Annotated in this window: 11 protein-coding genes; all 11 read right to left on the reverse strand. The window is 33.6% G+C overall.

Translation table 11 applies throughout. The annotated features are described in order from the left end of the window. Positions 1-15 precede the first annotated feature (15 nt). Positions 16-1,245: a DUF418 domain-containing protein gene (locus ACJJV4_RS18235; RefSeq protein ID WP_405296828.1), complete on the reverse strand. Its 1,230-nt coding sequence runs from the start codon at positions 1,243-1,245 to the stop codon at positions 16-18. Positions 1,246-1,399: 154 nt separating this feature from the next. Next, positions 1,400-3,160, reverse strand: a complete 1,761-nt coding sequence (locus ACJJV4_RS18240) for a CocE/NonD family hydrolase (RefSeq protein WP_405296830.1) — start codon at positions 3,158-3,160, stop codon at positions 1,400-1,402. 159 nt (positions 3,161-3,319) lie between these two features. Continuing rightward, positions 3,320-4,354: a hypothetical protein gene (locus ACJJV4_RS18245; RefSeq protein WP_405296831.1), complete on the reverse strand. Its 1,035-nt coding sequence runs from the start codon at positions 4,352-4,354 to the stop codon at positions 3,320-3,322. A gap of 263 nt (positions 4,355-4,617) precedes the next feature. Beyond that, complete coding sequence (locus tag ACJJV4_RS18250) at positions 4,618-4,791, reverse strand: hypothetical protein (RefSeq protein WP_405296832.1); 174 nt, start codon at positions 4,789-4,791, stop codon at positions 4,618-4,620. Between the two features lie 282 nt (positions 4,792-5,073). Next, a complete protein-coding gene (locus ACJJV4_RS18255; RefSeq protein ID WP_405296833.1) occupies positions 5,074-7,026 on the reverse strand; it encodes a S9 family peptidase in 1,953 nt (650 codons plus the stop codon). A gap of 198 nt (positions 7,027-7,224) precedes the next feature. After that, positions 7,225-7,737, reverse strand: coding sequence for a RidA family protein (locus ACJJV4_RS18260; protein WP_405296834.1), 513 nt, complete (start codon positions 7,735-7,737; stop codon positions 7,225-7,227). Positions 7,738-8,539: 802 nt separating this feature from the next. After that, positions 8,540-10,186: a hypothetical protein gene (locus ACJJV4_RS18265; protein WP_405296835.1), complete on the reverse strand. Its 1,647-nt coding sequence runs from the start codon at positions 10,184-10,186 to the stop codon at positions 8,540-8,542. Between the two features lie 18 nt (positions 10,187-10,204). Continuing rightward, a complete protein-coding gene (locus ACJJV4_RS18270; RefSeq protein ID WP_405296836.1) occupies positions 10,205-12,502 on the reverse strand; it encodes a family 20 glycosylhydrolase in 2,298 nt (765 codons plus the stop codon). A 2-nt stretch (positions 12,503-12,504) separates the two neighbouring features. Then, positions 12,505-14,619: a right-handed parallel beta-helix repeat-containing protein gene (locus ACJJV4_RS18275; RefSeq protein WP_405296837.1), complete on the reverse strand. Its 2,115-nt coding sequence runs from the start codon at positions 14,617-14,619 to the stop codon at positions 12,505-12,507. Between the two features lie 8 nt (positions 14,620-14,627). Further along, the gene (locus ACJJV4_RS18280; RefSeq protein ID WP_405296839.1) at positions 14,628-16,127 is read right to left on the reverse strand and encodes a sulfatase-like hydrolase/transferase; all 1,500 of its coding nucleotides are present in this window, start codon (positions 16,125-16,127) and stop codon (positions 14,628-14,630) included. Between the two features lie 62 nt (positions 16,128-16,189). Next, complete coding sequence (locus ACJJV4_RS18285; protein ID WP_405296840.1) at positions 16,190-18,523, reverse strand: GH92 family glycosyl hydrolase; 2,334 nt, start codon at positions 18,521-18,523, stop codon at positions 16,190-16,192. Positions 18,524-18,546 lie beyond the last annotated feature (23 nt).

The following is an 18,546-nucleotide window of genomic DNA, read 5'->3' on the forward strand; positions in this document are numbered from 1 at the left end:
GTTATTTAATTCAATTCATATGTTTCTTTCATGGCGAATTTTTATCCACTTTTTATAGGTTAGGCTTCGCCAAACCCATTCAAGAGGCCCAAATCGATAGTATTTCAACCACATATTACTCAGAATTATTTGAAAAACAACGATTATAATAGCAATAATAAACGTTGAGATTAATCCTGTTTTACCAAACAGACCAAATCCTAAATTATAGTAAATGACAACCATTAAAACTGTTTGAATAATATAGTTACTCAAGGCCATTCTGCCCACAGGTATCAAATATTCAAGTATTCTTTTACCAATTACATTTTGAGCAATTTTAATTATTGTCATAATATAAGAAATACTCATAAGCAGTTGCGCAACTAGTGTTAAGAATTTGTACCGAATGTTTTGCAAAGTTGGTACCCCATATGGATTGCCTCCTAAAAGTTTTGAGGCAATGGTAATCATAATCCCACTGATTAATATGGCCAATATTAGCCCTGTAGGTTTCGATGCTTTCTTAAAGAAATCCACTGATGCTAAATAGTAGCCCAAAAGAAAAATACCAAGAAATTTAAAATAGCCTCCTGATGGAATATAAGCTAAATTCTTCCATATAAAATTATGAATATTTAACATGAAAATTTCAACAATAGAACCTTCTCTAAAAGTATTAATAACATCTGAATTGGATATGTCCGGATAGGAGACGTGAGCTATAGATGGTGCTGTGCTTGGAGGATTAATTTTCAGCAAGGCTTCAGTAAATGGCAAAAGAGCAAAATCCAAGAAAAATGGTACACACAGAAAAAATAAAGACCATCGAAGTAAATTTTTGGATTTTACATTACGAAATAAAATAAGAATAAACCCAAATACTGAATATGTAAGTAATATATCTCCATACCAAAATAGAGTGTGTAGGATCCCGATGATTAACAAAATGAACAATCTTCTCCGATACGTTTTTAGAAAATGGATAGTACTATCTCTGTTTTTGTTGAATTGTATATAAAAACCAACAGCAAACAATATTGAAAATATAGTGTAAAATTTTCCTGTAACCGCAATTGCCAAAAGATTATATAACTTTTCATCTAACCCAAAATTCGATATCTGTTTTAGCTCTTCAAAAGGAATAAACATGTAACCACTAAAAAAGCTCATATTCATGAAAATGATTCCGAGTAGTGCAAATCCACGAAGAATATCTATAATTGCAATTCTTTTATTTGGATCAATAGGCGTTTTAAAAGACATAATTATATAGAGTTTAGAAACGAAGTTTATTTTTGATTAACGGTTTAAATAAAAGGTAACAGTCTCGACTATGAGTAGTTGCGTGGTTTAGTGATTAACTTTCTAAAGTATTTGAGAACAAGCAATTACCTATAACCATTGTTATGCATATGTTTTATTTTATTATTGGTAATTCTAAAAAAGATTTGTTTGTTTTATTCCTGTAGATGTTTAAAGTTGGTGTTCCTTCGGTCGGTACTATATCAAATGTGTCCTTATCCGCCCCAGAAATAGCAATTCTTATAGCGTGTCCTTTTTTGATGAGAATAGATGTTGGATGTAATTTAAAACTAACTTCTTCAATTTTATTAATGGGCATTGGTGATGCATCTGATTTTCTAAATGAATGATACGGTATCTCCTTGAACATATCATTTTTGGATAATTTTCGATGTTCAAGCAAAAGCCCTCCTTCAGTGATATATCTGCTTTTTCCAGTTGGGTCAACATCTTCCAAGTAGACAAAAATACCCCCTTCTTCGTGTGTGGACGACAAACTGAGCGAGATTACCGATGTTCCTGTAATTTGAAGGGGCTCTGCAAGAGGTGCGGTGGTATACGTTAGCATTAAAGAATCGGAGGCATTGCGATTATCAAGGTTAAGAATGGGTTTTCCCATTTGGGTTGTCCACCTATTATTTGTACCAGTACTTACCGAAAAGTCAACGATATATTCATCCATACCCTGAGGTTCATTAGGGGTTGAAGCTTTTAATTCTCCGTTGGCATCTAAATAGTATTTAATTCTTTCTTGTCCCTTTGGTGGCCAAATATCGGATTGTTTAAATGATTCTTCCCCAAAATTATAGTACTTGATGGTTGGCCAATCGTCAACTCCTTTATCATTCCCCTTTATATAATGGTCAAAGAAGTCCAGTTGCAGTCTAAGTTGTTCAGTCACCGAAGGAACAGGGGCAACAATACTGTCAGAAACAAGAAATGGGCTGGCATGAGACCTCCCGCCATGTGAAGTAGGCATCAATACAACTTTCTGCGGATTAGTAAAGTGCTGTAATCTTAATAAAGTGCCTTCAGCGGTTCCAGCATCAAGCCAACTCGTAAGAACAAGCATGGGTACATTTGATTCTGAAATTTCCTTTTTCCAATGCAAAGGATCAATTTCTTCGAATTTAAAACCCCCAAATTTGGAATCCTTGTAAGGTGCTTTAGCAACAGTTTCTAATACGATTGGGTTGTTTTTATGTTCTTTGATGGCATCTGTTGGAAAATCTTCACTCACACGCCTCACACTTGCCCTCAGATTCTCCACGGAATTTTGGTCCAACCAATCAACAAATTGACTCCATGTCGCTATAAAACTAGTTGCGATCATTCCATAAGGACGTGTAGGGCTTTCATATACGTCAAAATCGGACCATCCTGGAATTACAGCTTTAATGGCTGGGTGTTCGGTAGCACATAAAAGCTCTGCAGTTGTTCCAGAGTAAGAGGTGCCATAGGCTCCAACTTTTCCATCGGACCATGATTGGTTTACGACCCAATCAACAATGTACCAAGCATCTTTCACCTCCGTAGGCGAGTATTCTGCTGTACGAACTCCATATGAGGCACCCGTCCCTCTAACATCAACTTTTGCAAGGATGTAATCATGGTCAAGAAAATACTTGTCTAATTTGTTGAGTGAAGCAATTGGCTTTCCTGTTTTCGGGTCTTCCTTGCCTCTCCAGTATCGTGTAAACTCAAAGAGTACGGGAAGTTTTTGATGGTTATAATCTTCTGGAAAGTAAACGTCCATGGCCAATTTGGTTCCATTGACGGCAGGTATGTAATAGGACTTAAAATTATCTGCTTGCGGGAAACCGAATTGATAGGTCAAAAGTAAAAAGAGTATGAGTAAAAATCTTTTAGCTGTCATTTTCTAGGTGTTTTAAATAGTGTGTAGCGATCTCGGCTATGAGTAGTTGCTTGGATTTGCTCTTAACTTTGCAAGTACACGCCGAACTGTAAATCCGCGAGGATTTTTAGAAGTAGGCCATAACAAGCAATTACTTATAGGCATGGTTGGCTGTAGTAATTATTTTTTAAGTATTTCATTGATATATATTGAACGATATTTTTCGGGATATTCAATTTGCACACCGTGTGTTCCATTTTCAAATAAAAACCATTTTTTAGACGGTGCAACAATGGAATCAAAATACGCTTTTGCTACAGGTGTTTCGGTAAAATGGTCGTTGTCTCCTTGTAATATATAAACGGGCACTTTAAATTCCGGTATATCACGCATTAGATTCATATCGATGGCAGTAGATTCTAAAATCTTTGATGCAGGATAGTAAGATTCAGGACTATTTATCATATCAGTAAATTTTTCCTTAAACGTCAACCCATTATCTAAAAACATATTTTTAATAAAATTAAAATCGGTGTCTAATTTTATTGGTGCATACTTCATTACAATCTGTCGTTCTATTTCAAAGGCTTCAGATACTGTGTTTTTTGAATTTTCAATATAAGGTGGTTTTCCAATTTGTTTTAATTGATTGATTGAAATGCTATCATTATGTTTTTGGGATTCTGACATAGCAAATTCATAAGATAATTCTTCTGAAAGCGATAGGTTAGCCATCAAACCACTACCAATATAGGCGTGATATAATTCAGGTTTTTTTTGAACCATATAAGCAGCTACAGCAGTTCCCCACGATAAACCTTCGATGTAAATTTTATCTTTTTTGAAAGTCTTTTTTAAGTGATTTGATAGTTCCAAACCATCATCTACTATATGGGTTAAGGTAATGGATGAATCAGGTATGCTGTCATTATAAGCTAGTCCAGAGCCTCTTTGTTCCCAATAACAAACTGTAAATATATCTTCTAAATCAACTCCTGTGAGTTTGTAAATTACGGGTAAAATTGGTGCTCCTGGTCCTCCGTGGACTATTAGTAGCACGGGATTATTCTTGTCTTTTCCTCTAATGGTAATCCTTTGTGGTACTCCATTTATTGTCATATCCTCGTGCGTAGCGATACTATTCGGAAGGACATTACCCTTTTCGTCTAAAAAAGGTTCTTCATTTCCAGAACTATTGATTCGGATTATTAGCAATACAACTAAAATAAACGCAACAATTGCTCCCAGTAAAATTAAAAACCATTTTCCTGTTTTCTTAAATATTTTCATATGTTCTTAATTAGTTCTATGGTTTTTTCTTATTACCGCCAACTTTTTAGCATCAATATATTGCTGAAAGGCAATAATTTTATTTTCATCATTAAGCGTTTATAAATGTGAGGCTTGCGCATTAGATGTCTTTCCTGTTGCTTTTACTTTACCGTCATATCTTAGAGTGGCCAGCACCATGTTATCGATCATGCCGTGAACTTATTTTGCAGGGTAAAGTGATCTTGATTGGCTCCAAGACAAGCGAATACACCTTCTAAAATTTCATTTGGACCAATATATGGATTGCCATCTGCAAGTGAATTACTTTCGGCTTCGTTCCATGTAATTTTAGAATGCATAAATCCTAGAACGGTTGGCATATCTCCAGTTGAAAAGGCATTGTATAAAGCATCAATAACTTCAATGTTTTTTTAGTTTTCATAATTATATGTTCTTTAATTTTTATTTCTAAATAGAGCTGTGTTCATTATAACGAAGCCTAACAGCTTTGATATTAGTATTGAAAATTGTTTGTTTTAATCGTGTAAGCATTTACCAAAAACATTTTTCATGTGAGAATGTTTTATTATTAATCAATAACAATTATATATAGTTGTTCCTAAACTTCAGCATGAGACAATGTTATAGTTAATAGTGCTGCTTTATTCTTTTTGTACTACTGGAATTTCGATGTTAGTAGTTTTACCGTCAACAGGTAAAGTTTCATTTTTAAGATATTTATCTAAAAATTTTAAAATTCTGCTGTAAGCTTCTATTTGATTTTCTTTTTTTATAAAACCATGACCTTCATCTTCAAATAAAACATATTCTACAGGAACATTATTTTTTCTTACTCCTGCAACAATTTCATCAGATTCTATTTGTAATACTCTTGGATCTTGAGAACCCTGTAAAACAATTAATGGTTTGGTTACTTTTTCTGTATGAAATAAAGGAGAAATACGTTTTAAACGAACAGAGTCTGCTGAAAATGGATCACCTAATTCTAAATATAATGACTCTCTAAACGATTCCCAATAAGGAGGAATACTTTTCATTGTGCGCAGCCAATTAGTAACACCATATAGGTTAACACCTACATTAAATTCTTCTGGAGTAAAGGTTAATGCGGCCATCGTCATGTAACCTCCATAAGATCCTCCGGCAATTCCAATTTTGGAGCCATCAATTTCATTTTGCTCTGCTAACCAGTTTTTACCTTCAACACAATCTTGTAAATCTTTCTCTCCATGGTTTTTATCATCCATTTTAAAAAAGGTTTTTCCATAACCACTACTACCTCGATTATTAACTGCCAAAACAGCATAGCCATGATTTACAATATATTGTGTGAAAGAATTAAAATTTTGACGAGTTTGACCTCCTGGACCACCATGTACCAATACTAGTGCGGGTACTTTATTATCTGTTGAAGCTTGATGAGGTAAATAATAAATGGCTGGAATTTCGGTGCCATCGAAAGATTTAAACCGAATTACTTTTGCCGTTACTAAATCTTCAACATCTATATCATTATTTAAAACGCTAGTTAATTTATGTTGCTCTGTAGTTTCTAAATTGTACGTGTACAAATCTGAAGGAGAATTAGAACCTCCAACATACATTCTCATCCACTTTTCATTGTCACTTAAGGTTACACTGGTAATGCTCTTATTTCCGAAATTGGGCAAGTTTATAGGTGCCATTGTATTAGAATCTAATACTTCAACAGCATTTTTTCCATCTTCGTTAGTATAAACTACCATATATTTTCCGTTGGATGTAAGACTGCTACCCACTATATCCCAGGATTTCTCAATAACTTTTTTCTTTTCTTTTGAATTTAAATCATAAGACATTAAGTATGAAAATTCACCACCATCATCTGTTGTGTAATACAACGCAGAATTATCTTCAGAAAAATCTTGAGCAGAATTAGCACTCATATTATCATTAATTTTAATCATTTCTTCAGTCTTTACATTATAAAGAAACAAATCAGAATCATTGGTATTTAAGCTTTTTGATAAAGCAAAAAAGTTCTCATCATCAGACATTAGAATAAAATCTAAACCATCATTATTTTGATACAAGAGTTCTGAACCATAATTATCTATAGAAAGTTTATAAACATCAAAATACCGAGGATCTCTTTTATTAGATTCATAGTACAAATATTTATGATCTTTAGACCATCCGTAGAAACTGGATTTTGCATCTGCAGTTGGTGTAATGTCTTTAATTGTACCATCTAGTTCTCGTACAAATAGATGATCAATTTCATCACCATTTCCATCTGCACTAAGTAACATTCTATTGTCATTAGGGAAGTATGAGTCCGCGAAAATCGATGTGCTATCAGATGTTGTAATAGCAGTGATTTCTCCTCCTTTTATAGGAATTGTGTAAACATTATAAATACCAGAACGGTTGCTTGATATTAATAAATTACTATTATCAGAAGAAAAGCTTCCGCCATAAACAGCTTCATTATCCATAAACTGCTCAATGGTATATTGCTTAATTTCGCGGTCGATTGCCACTTGGCTTGTTTTGTCTTTTTTACAAGAAAATATGATTAATGTTAAACAGAATACTAAAATTTTGATTTTCATGATAATCGTGTTTTTGTTTTTTATAGAAATTAACATTTAATGGTTTTTTTAAGTGGTTCGTAAAAAAGTGTCGTTAGTTTGTATAGTTTAGCAAAAGCTTTGAAAAAAGCACTTAACGAATTTTGTTCTTCGTCGGCTTCCTTAACTAAAAATCAATAAGGATAAGCATGTGCTTATAGTTTTTTTGCATTTGTACTATTATTTAGATTTATGTACTTCTAATTCTATTTCAATCATAAACTCTGGTATTGCCAATTCTTTTACTCCAAGCCAAGAACCTGTTGGAAATTGTTTCGTGTAAATTTTATTTCTGTAAGCTGCATTTTCCAGAAATAATGCCATATTAGTTGTGAAAATGTTTTCTACAATTACGTCGTCAAATGTGCAACCATAGTATTTCAGTATTTTTTCCAAGTCGGTATAACAATTTTTCATTTGTTGTCCTAAATCGCCCATCGCAGTTGGATTTCCTTGATCATCCATACTCACAGCACCAGAAATTTTAATATCATTTCCAATTTTCACAGCGTGCGAATATCCATATGCTTTTTCTACTTCTGGTCGAAGTAAAAAGTATTCAGGTTTTATAGATTCAATAAATACTTCGTTTTTAATTTCTTTGTTAGTTTTCTTTTGCTCGCAACTTTGAGTTGTAAAAGTTATTACAACAAGCAATGCAATTAAAGAAAGATGATTGGTTGTTTTTTTCATAATTAACGTTATTAATAGCCGTTTAAGTGGTTTTATTAATTGTTTTTAACCAAGTTCGATTTCTCGTTTCTAGAGCAGTAACAAAAACAGCTCTACATCAATATTTAGTATTAAATACTAAAATTGGCATATGCTTAAAATTTTGAAAGTAAATAGGGAGGATGTGTAACAAGCTTGATTATAGCTTGTTGAGGCATAAATGTAAATAAAAATTATTAATTTAATTATATAAGTTTTATTTAATTTTCGAGTTTATTAAATCTTGTTTTCATTTTAAGAGGACTTGCTTGTTTTTGTGCATATTGATTTTTGAATGAATAGATATGTTTTCGTAATAATGTTTTTTCAATGTTTAACAACACTATGATAAAAACAATTCGACTTAAATCAAAAAATAGGAGGGAAGAATAAGTTTTCTAGAAGCCCTTTAAATTTAGCGCTCATTCAATAATAAAATAAATAAATATTTGTGTTAATGGTTTTACTAGGCAGTAATCGTTACTATTATTCTTTATAAAAGAATGAGGTAATAAAATTTTCATAGCATCCTTTTTACTACATTTAATCCACAATAAAAAATCCTAATAAAATACGTTATGGCTAAATCACAAGATTCAAAAAAGAATGTAAAAAAAGAGGCAACATTAACGCCTAAAGAAAAGAAAGCTGCAAAGTTGGCGAAAAAAGCAAACAGAAAATAACAGCTCAAGTATAGATTAAAAAGGCGTCTAAAAATGTATTTTTAGACGCCTTTTTTTAAAACTTACAAACGTTTTCGGGTAGTATACTTTAGTAATTGATTCTATTTTTTTCTTAATTTATCTACTCTTTTATTTGCATTATTAGATGTATGCCGCTCATAATCTTGAGTATAAAGTGTTGCTATTGTAGCATACTCTGTTGCTAACTTCTTATATTTACTCCAAGCTTTGTCATAAGCTTTAATCCACTTTTGAACGTCTTTTTTATTTCCATTATCGTCTGCATATTTCATGTAAACAAGTGTTCTATATATTGTGTAGAGTTCTAAACCGTACTCAGCAGATCCTATTGCATGATTTTTAGTCTCTTCATTTTGCCAATTTATAGATTTAGCCAATTTAACTATTTCATTCCATTTATCTATGGCTTCATCTTTTTGAAGTAAATTTCGCTTCTGTTGTAAATCACCTTTAGCTACCATAGGCCATGCAATCCCTTGATCTCTTGTCCACCAAGGATTCATATCTCTATATGTGCTGTTTCGTCCTCTAACAACTGCCTCAGCCGAAAGTAAACAGAGTTTTCTAAATTTGGCAACATCATTATCTTTTAAGTTTAAACGTTCAGTGGCATATCTATTGAAAATAAATTCTTCTGTATTATTTGTATGTTGTCCCCATTGCGCCATCACCCAAGAGTTTATATCGCACCATAACTCATCTTTAACGTACGGACCATCCCATCCACCACCACGAGACCATGTCCAAACACCAGCATATAGTTCTGGTTTTGTATCTACAAATTCTTGAATGCTAGTAATACGTTCTTCAGGCATTCTAGCGTGTTCTTCAAAACCGTCTATAACGCCATTAGCAATATAGTTAGGATACGCGCCTTTACCTTCATACTCTCGAGCAGATTGTACTTCAATAATTTGACGATGACGCCCTTGACCAATAACTTTACTAAATGCATTAGCTCTGTGAAAATCGCCTTCGCAGTGTTTAACACTTATTATTAAATTTTTATGTGGTTCTACAGCTTTACTTACTTTCATGTACGCCTTTAAATCAACATCAAAAGCACCCCAAGTTCTAAAAATAAGTTGTTTATCTCTTTTTTCGCAAATCTCCTCTTTTAATATATTGATGAGAGGAATAATTGTTTTTTCGGGATTTTTTTTATCTTCAATAGAACCAAGATGATAAGGTGCGTCATGCAAATATGTTTCCCCTATACGAACTACTAAACCATCAAGATCTGGAAATTGATCAAACATTTCATTAATTTGGGCGCGTATCAATTTTTCAGTTAATGGATCATTTGGATTTCCAAAAGTGTCTTTAATATCAAATTTTTGAATTAATCGTTTAGGAAACAAAACCAAATCGGACATGGCATAAATAGCCATTCCTTCTGCTTTACATTTCGCATGCATTTGGTTTATTTGTTCGGCTTTTTTATCTACCCATTTACGGTCTTCCGTTCCTTTGGGTAAAATATCCGGATCTACAGATTCCCAATTAATGGCTAGAGCAGGAGATTCAAATAGAAAATAGACTTTCCCATTATACCCCATATCTTTAATTACAGCCGGATTATTATATTTAGTTTCATATGGAGATTCACCAGGGTTGTGATGTACCATATCTAAAATTAAAGGTGTTTTTTGAGCGACTACTTTTGCTCCTAACGAACTAAAAAGCACTAAAAAGCATATGGTTATTTTAAAACGAGATTGTTTCATTTTTATATTTTTATTCAATTAAAAACTTGTAACAGAACTATTAATAGGCTTTAGTACTTCGCCTTGTAAACCATACCAAGCATTTATTACTCTTGGCTTATCGCTTGGTCTGTATTTTATGGTTATTGGGTGCCAACCTGCTTTTAAAGCTACATGGCCATAACGTTTTCTTGGTCCGTGCCATCCGCTATTATCAACTACAAGTATATCTCCTATAAATAAATGGTCGCCTCCATCAGAACGGGTTTCAAATTGATAAATACCATCTTTTTCGGCATGAAAATATCCAGAAAAAATCATGTTAACAGGGTTTTTATCTATAAACTCTGCGAGATCAACACGATCTACTGCTTCCCATTTTGTTACTTTTTTGAGGTTAATATCTTCAACTTTTTTAAGTTTGCCTGATATTAAAAAACGCTTTAAACCTTTTTCTTTAGGAGTTATACTAATAGCTTCGGTATATTCCTTTTTCTCGATTTTAGTTTTCTTGATATCGTTAAAAATGTCACCTTTGTAAGCTCTTGCTTTTATTTCAATGGTATCATTAACAGTAAACGGTTTTGTGTATAAGTTGGTTTTATTTGTTGGTATGGAGCCATCGGTGGTATAATAAATTTCTACACCATCTAGAGGATATGCCAAACTTAATGTTACTTCTGTGCTGTCTACCATAGCTATGGTTTTATCTAAACCTTTTACTGTGGGGATGTAGTAATAAATACCTAAAACATCCAACCTATTATATTGTTTTTCCACTCTGCCATTAAAGGCCTTAAAATCGCGTTCTTGATTTACCCAAGCATTTTCGGCCACAGCTAACATTCTTGGGAACGCTTGGTATTGTAACCTTATGAAACTTGGAATCCATTCTGACCAAAGATTTGCTTGAATTCCTAAAACATTATTAGCTTCTTCAGTAGTGAAATCTTTAGGAATAGGCTCGTAATTATAAACTTTTTCTAGGGTGTTGCCTTCATTTAAATAATCGAAATAATAAGCGTCTGTAGGTGTTATTATCACACTATTGCCATTTTCGGCAGCTTTTTTAGGAGCTTCAGGTCTCCAACCTCTCCACCACATTACGGTAGCATCTTTGGTTAATCCACCTTCAACAATTTCATCCCAACCAAGGAGTTTTTTGCCCTTGTTATGTAAAAACTGTTCTATATCTCTGTTGAAAAACGATTGTAACTCGTGCTCATCTTTTAATTTATTATCTGTAATAACTTTTTGGCAATGCGGGCATGTTTCCCAAGATTTTATATTAACCTCGTCACCTCCAATATGTATATATTCCGTAGGAAATAATTCTACCACTTCGCTTAGCACATTTTTCATGAATTCGTATGTGGTGTCTTTTCCTAAACAAGTAGGGTAAGTAAAAACGGTATCCCAACCAGATTCTTCATTACAAGATAAAAACGGATAATTATCAATGGCAGCCTTAAAGTGACCAGGTATATCCACTTCAGGAATTACCGTAATACATCTATCATCAGCATAGGCAACTATTTCTTTTATTTGTTCTTGTGTAAAAAAACCACCGTATTTACGTTCGCCATCAATGGTTTTAAACTTGGCTTCATCAATAGTATATAGCTTATTTTCTTGGGCTCTTTCTATACAGATAGTATCTTGATTGTTTGGAGTTCTCCAAGCACCTTTTTCAGTTAGTAACGGATACTTTTTTATTTCAATTCTCCAACCTTGATCGTCTGTTAAATGCATATGGTATGTATTCAACTTATAAAGCGCCATGTAGTCTAAGAAATTTTTAACTTCATCTATACCAATAAAATGACGACTAAAATCATTATGCATACCACGCCATTCAAAGCGAGGTTCATCTTCAATAACTACACATGGTACATCCCAATTTACTGAAATTACAATTTCACTTTCTATACTTACTGGAAGTAGTTGGCGAATGGTTTGAACGGCATTAAAAAAACCGCTTTCTTCGGTTGCTTTTATGTTTATTGAAGTAGGTGTAATTATTAAATGATAAGCTCCATTTTTTAAGCCGTCTATAGTTTCGAAAATTACGGCTTCATTTGTAGTTGAAGTTACTTGAGCCAAATTGTAACCTGCGGCTTTGCTAAATAAGCCTTTAAGGTAATTTGCTGCCTTTTGTTGGCTTTTATCTTGTACAACCATTACTGTATTAGAATCAAAACGAAACGAACTCTCGTTTAATTTAAAGCTTGTTGGCTTTGGTATTAAAGAAATATCTTCTTGCTTAAATGAAGGTTTGGGTTGTGTGCAGGATGCAAACAACAAAGCTAAAAATAGAAGGGTGATATATTTTTTCATAATTATCTTTTTATATTCATTTTCATGTTAGTTTCAACAGCATTATCAAAGGCATTTGTTATAGATTGAGGTAATTTAGATTTTTCAATCCAATTACGACTGCCATAAACTCCAGCTTCAGAATAGTTGAATGGTTTAAAACTTATTTTTTGATACGTTTTTTTTCTTTTGAAGTTAAAATTGAAGCCTTCAGCATCTTTAAAATAGGGATTAGAAATAAAGCTGTTTTTATCGAAACCTAACTTTTGCCACTCTTTAAAATCGTGATTGTTAAAGTTGTAATCACTGCCATTAATATTCCAATAGATATTATTATCTATTTCGGCGTTTACATCATCCCAAGCGCCTTTAGCAACAAGCCCTTCTTTAAAAATGGTAATATTATTTCTAAAGGTGAATGACTTGTGATTTTCAGAAATAGTACATTGTAATTGATACTTTTTAGCAAAGGCTAAGATGTTGTTTTCAACTACGTTGTTTTTTCCGTAATTCTGCTGAAATCCGCCAGTTTTAGTATTATAAACTAAGTTGTCTTTAAAGGTAATTCCTGAAGAACCTTCGTCGGCATACATACCCCATCCACCATAAGAATAGGCATGAACATTATTAATAACGTTATTTTTAACCTGCGTTCCTTCGGAAGCGCCAAGTGTATAAATGCCTGCCATATCGCTAAGCAAATCCCATCCAATATGATGAATATGATTATAAGAAATGGTATTGCGTTTTGCTAAACTGGGTTTATATCCCCAAACCCAACCTAAAGAAACCCCTGTATAGTAAAAGTTGCCAATATCGTTATGGGATACCGTATTATCCGAGCTATGGCCAACCCAAACACCAACTGCCGTAGGGAATATTTGTCCGCCAGTTTGTATAATGTTATTATTTACTGAAATATGATGCGTATGCAAATTTCCTTCTAAAGGTTTAAAATCTCCCAAGTATACACCGCCACCGCCAATATTATGAATGTAAGTGTGTTCTATTAAAGCATTGCTACATCCTTTTCCGAACCAAACCGCATGTTGTCCTATTTCTGAAACTTCACAATTAGTAATTTTAATATTTTTAGCTTCCTCAATTAGAATTGCAGCATTAAGTTTAGCTGCGGCTTGGCTCGGCTCATAACCAGTTAAAGGTATTTTATAATGACAATGTTTAAAGCTTAAACCTTTAAAATAAATATGCTCTGCGTAATTATTTAACGCTGCATCACCAGAAATTGTAATCAGGTTTTCTAAAACAGGAGCTATTATTTCAGCATTTTCTATACTTTCATTTTCGAAAGGTTTGTATAATAGTGTTCCATTGTCTTTTAGAAACCATTCGCCTGAAACATCTAAAGCGTTTTCGTAATTTTCAAAAATTAAACGTCTATCTTTTTTTAAAGGGTTCCATGGTTTCATGCCTTTTCCTGATGTTACAATCTTTAGGCTGTCTGGATCTAAAGCATCGATATGCCTTAAAGTATAATCCCATTTATGGTAAGCTTTAAAACGGGCGTTGCGTAACTCTGCCTTTTTTATTTGTGATAGTATTTTGTAATCCTCGGCCTTTAAAAATATATGTTGTTCTGCTTTTTCTGCCACTTTCGAGGCTCCTTGTTTCCAAATATTTTGTGTTACTGTATCAATCTTTATAAAGCCTTTGTTAGGTGTTCTGGCTAAAGTTGCTCGAGTATTATTAACATAGAGTTGATCGAATTTCCATCCATAATATGCGGTTTCAGAAATATTAGTTTCCCAAAAGCCGGACTTATTTGTTACAAAACCGGATATTATTTTTCCGCCACTAAATATAGGGTTTGCACCTTCTTCAGCCTTGTAAATTACAGGGTGGTTTTCAGTACCGCTATCTTCTGGTAAAAGTACTAGTGGAGATTTCATAAAATAGCGACCATCTTCTACAATGACCCAAAATGATTGATCTTGAAATGAAGGATCACTCTTTTGTTTTCTAATGGCATCTCGAGCTGCGGTTAAAGTAGCTAAAGGTTCATTTTTACTGCCAATGTTGGCATCGTTACCTTTTGTAGAAACATATAATTTGTGTTGCGCATTTAGGCCCATGCACACTAAACTTAAAAGGTATAATATGTGTTTGTGTTTTTTCAATGGTTATTTTATTTTATGACTTGCTGATTTTTTAGTTTTAAAAATTGAGCTTCGGTTGCCAAGCCCATCATATTGTTTTTACGATGTTTTGTACGTTCGGCTGCTTTATTTAAAAATTCAGGATTTACATCGGTTGGTAAGCCTTTCGTTTTTGTATATACAGGGTTATTATCTAAAGTTGGAAGCGCCTCTACTTTTGTTTTGAATAAGTTTAAAACAGTTTCCATTTCTTTATTTTCAATTAAATTGTGGGTTTCGTATGGGTCGTTTTCCATGTCAAACAATCGATGAATTTGCTGAAGCGTATCGATGTAGATTTTATACTTTTCATTTCTAAGCACACGATCTCTAAATAGTATTGGGTTTTCTAGCCAACCATCTTTGTTTATATGGCTAGGTAAACCACCCATGGAAAGTATATAATCACGCTCACTCTTATCATTTTTTCCCGTTAATACTTTAGCGAACGAATGTCCATCAAGCTTTATGTTTGATGGTTTATCAACTCCAGCTAAATCTAAAAATGTTGGCAGTATATCTGTGAAATCGACTAATGCATTGGTTATAAAATGTTTGTTGTTTGGAGTTTTAACTATAAATGGTGAATTAATACCATTTTCAGTAAGGTAGGCCTTTCCACCACGTATATATTCACCATTTCTTTTTCCTATTATTGAAGGCGATGTACCATTATCGGTTGTTAAAACCAAATAAGTGTTATCCGCTAATCCCGATTTTTCTAAATTATCGAGAATTTTACCAATTATAAAATCGGTATAGCGCACCATAGCTAAGTGCTTTTCATATTTTGTTTTAACTTCAGGTTCTAGAGGCGTATGAACAAAGGGACTATGGGTTAAGACCATAGGGTAGTAGATGCAAAATGGGTTTTCTTTATTTTCATTCATAAAATCTATAATGAAATCAGAAAATAAATCAGGTCCAAATTTACCTTTATAAGTCTTGCTACCTTCTTCTGTAAAAATATAAGGATCCCAATAGCGCTTATCACTTTCAGCAATACCAGATTCGTAACCTGTCCACATACAGAATTCATCAAAACCAGCTTTTTTCATGGCATTAGGTTCGATACGGAAATCGTTAATTTGCCATTTACCAGCAATGCACGTTTTGTATCCCGCCTGCTGTAATGATTTCGCAAAACTTGGATTTCTTTCTGCGTCGAAATTGGCACCGTGTCCCCATCGTGGCACATCATAATGGTTTACCCATCCATTGTTATATGGATATTGCCCTGTAATTAATGCCACGCGACTAGGCGTACATTGCGGCATAGAATACACATTATTAAACTTTATACTTGTATTAACTAAAGCATCAATATTTGGCATATTTACCTCGGTTGCACCATAGCTAGAAAACCATTCTTTACCTAGATCATCTACTAATATAAAAATAAAGTTGGGTTGTTTTTTTTCTGTTTTAATTTCATTGCAAGAAAAAAAGCTAATAAAAACTAAAAGGTAAAGAATGTTATATTTTGTCATAATAGAAGTTACATTTTAATACTTCATTAAAGATTTTCAATTAAAGCTTTTAGTTTTTTTAATTACCCCTTGGCTGGTTCAGGCCCCATATTCATCTCTAAAGTTCCTCCTTGAGTAATTTCTTCGTGAGAAATCCAATATCTATCTAAAGTTTTACCATTTAATTTAATGGATTGGATATAAATGTTTTCTCGGGAATTGTTAGTGGCAATAATTTTAAATGTTTTACCAGAATAATAATCTTGATCTAATTTAATTTCAACAGTACTAAAAACGGGACTTGTTATTTGATATTTGTTATCGCCAGGGGCAATAGGGTGGATGCCTATTGAAGCTAAAACGTACCAAGCAGACATTTGCCCAACATCTTCATTACCGCATAAGCCATAAGCATCTATTCCATAGGCATCGCTACAAATTGTACGTGTTGTTTTTTGCGTTAAATGCGGTACACCGGCTTCGTTTAACATAAACGGAACATGGTGTACAGGTTCGTTTGGATGGTTATAATAGTTATTCCAAAGAAAATCGTCTGGTGTATTCTCAAAGAAAGAAATTAATTCATTTTTAAAAGCTTCTTCACCGCCCATAAGTTCCTTTAAACCATCAATGTCATGTGGTACAAACCAACCTTGTTGATAAGGATTACTTTCAATACATCCTTGGCCATGTTTGGTTTTTCCTTCCCAAGGTAACCATGTGCCAGAACTATCTTTGGCTCGAAACCAATTGACCTCTTCGTTCCATATGTTTTTGTAGTTTTTGCTACGTTTAAAATATTCTGTTGCAATTTCTTTTTTATCTAAAGATTCTGCCATAGTTGCTAAAGCCCAATCAGAATAAGCATATTCTAATGTTTTTGAAATATGCTTATGTGAATAGCCTAATTCACCGTTTCCTGTGTTATTTACTGTGTTTAATGAATATTGAAATGCTTTTTCTACATCATAATTACGGATGCCTTTTTGATAAGCATCATTAATAACTGAAACAGCAGGATTACCCAGCATAACTCCAGAGTAAGAATTTAACATTTCCCAGCGTGGTAAATATTCTCGACCACTCAACTCTGCCATTTGTAACAACGAATTTATTTCGTCGTTTACTAAACTTGGGTTAATAATTGTTTGTAGCGGAAATTGCGACCTAAATACATCCCAGCCACTAAATATAGTTCGGTATGTAAAATGGCTTGATTGATGTACTTTTTTATCGGCTCCCATGTAATTTCCATTCACATCAGAAAAAGCACGTGGGTCTATTAAAGTATGGTAAAGCGATGTGTAAAAAACAGTCTTTTCGACATCGGTTGCTCCAGCAACGGTTATGTTTGAAATGGCTTCACTCCATAAATTACGAGCTTCTTGCCTTGTTTTGTCAAAATCCCAATGGTTAATATCGTGCTCTAAATTCTCTTTAGCACCTTCAATACTAACAAAAGAAATTCCGCTTTTTAATAAAACTTCTTCTCCAGCTTTAGTATCAAAGTTAGTGTAGAAGCCCAAGTGCTTGCCTTGCATTTCGTTTTTGCCTTTAAATATTTCGGCATTTTTTACGGCATCTTGATAATTATCTCTTCGAATAAAACGCATTTTTCTAGGGACATCAGGAATATCTGCACTCCAAATTCCATAGTCTTTTAAAGGCTTACTAAATTGGCAATAGAAATAAACCACATAATCTGCATTACCTGCACCGGCTCCCCAGCCACCGCCTTCTGGAGGGCACTTCATCCAACCTTCAATTGTATTTTCATTTACTACTTTTATGTATTGTTCTGTTGATGTTCCACCAACACGACGCGCTAAATCGATCTGAACACGTGAACTATCGCTTTCAGGATATGTAAACCGAATAATACCAGCTCTTGGTGCCGATGTTAGTTCTGTTTTTACTTTATAATCTTCTGAAACTACTGAGTAATATCCTGCTTGAGTTACTTCGGTATTATGAGAAAAACGTGAGCGGTAGCCACTTTCTGGCTCTTTAGGTATTCCTCTGTTGGTTTGTAGTTTACCCACGGTTGGCGTCACTAAAAAGTTACCAAGATCGCCAAACCAGCCAATACCACTCATGTGGGTAAAACTAAAACCTTCTAGTGTTGTGTGTGCATAAGAGTAGCCGGGACCATTATCTCCATCCGAAACCGTATCTGGACTTAGTTGCACCAAACCAAATGGTGTTGCCGAACCCGGAAATGTTTTTCCAAAACCATGCGCGTCTTTAGACTTTTCTCCATAAGTTACCGCTCCAATTATTGGGTCTATGTAATCTACAGCTTGTTTTCCGTTTTCTCCAACTTCAGTGTTTTTATTTGAAGACGTACAGGAAATTGCAATTAATACAGAAAGTATTAAGCAGAAATAAATCGATATTTTCATTTTTTCAATTTTCATAGAGCCTTCGTTTTCTTTTAAAA

The organism is Algibacter sp. Ld11 (assembly GCF_045066735.1).
GTDB lineage: Bacteria > Bacteroidota > Bacteroidia > Flavobacteriales > Flavobacteriaceae > Algibacter.

Excerpts from the sequence above, each read along its gene's own strand:
- ACJJV4_RS18235 (WP_405296828.1), bottom strand. The coding sequence starts at position 1,245 with ATGTCTTTTAAAACGCCTATTGATCCAAATAAAAGAATTGCAATTATA.
- ACJJV4_RS18240 (WP_405296830.1), bottom strand. The coding sequence starts at position 3,160 with ATGACAGCTAAAAGATTTTTACTCATACTCTTTTTACTTTTGACCTAT.
- ACJJV4_RS18250 (WP_405296832.1), bottom strand. The coding sequence starts at position 4,791 with ATGCCAACCGTTCTAGGATTTATGCATTCTAAAATTACATGGAACGAA.
- ACJJV4_RS18255 (WP_405296833.1), bottom strand. The coding sequence starts at position 7,026 with ATGAAAATCAAAATTTTAGTATTCTGTTTAACATTAATCATATTTTCT.
- ACJJV4_RS18260 (WP_405296834.1), bottom strand. The coding sequence starts at position 7,737 with ATGAAAAAAACAACCAATCATCTTTCTTTAATTGCATTGCTTGTTGTA.
- ACJJV4_RS18265 (WP_405296835.1), bottom strand. The coding sequence starts at position 10,186 with ATGAAACAATCTCGTTTTAAAATAACCATATGCTTTTTAGTGCTTTTT.
- ACJJV4_RS18270 (WP_405296836.1), bottom strand. The coding sequence starts at position 12,502 with ATGAAAAAATATATCACCCTTCTATTTTTAGCTTTGTTGTTTGCATCC.
- ACJJV4_RS18280 (WP_405296839.1), bottom strand. The coding sequence starts at position 16,127 with ATGACAAAATATAACATTCTTTACCTTTTAGTTTTTATTAGCTTTTTT.
- ACJJV4_RS18285 (WP_405296840.1), bottom strand. The coding sequence starts at position 18,523 with ATGAAAATTGAAAAAATGAAAATATCGATTTATTTCTGCTTAATACTT.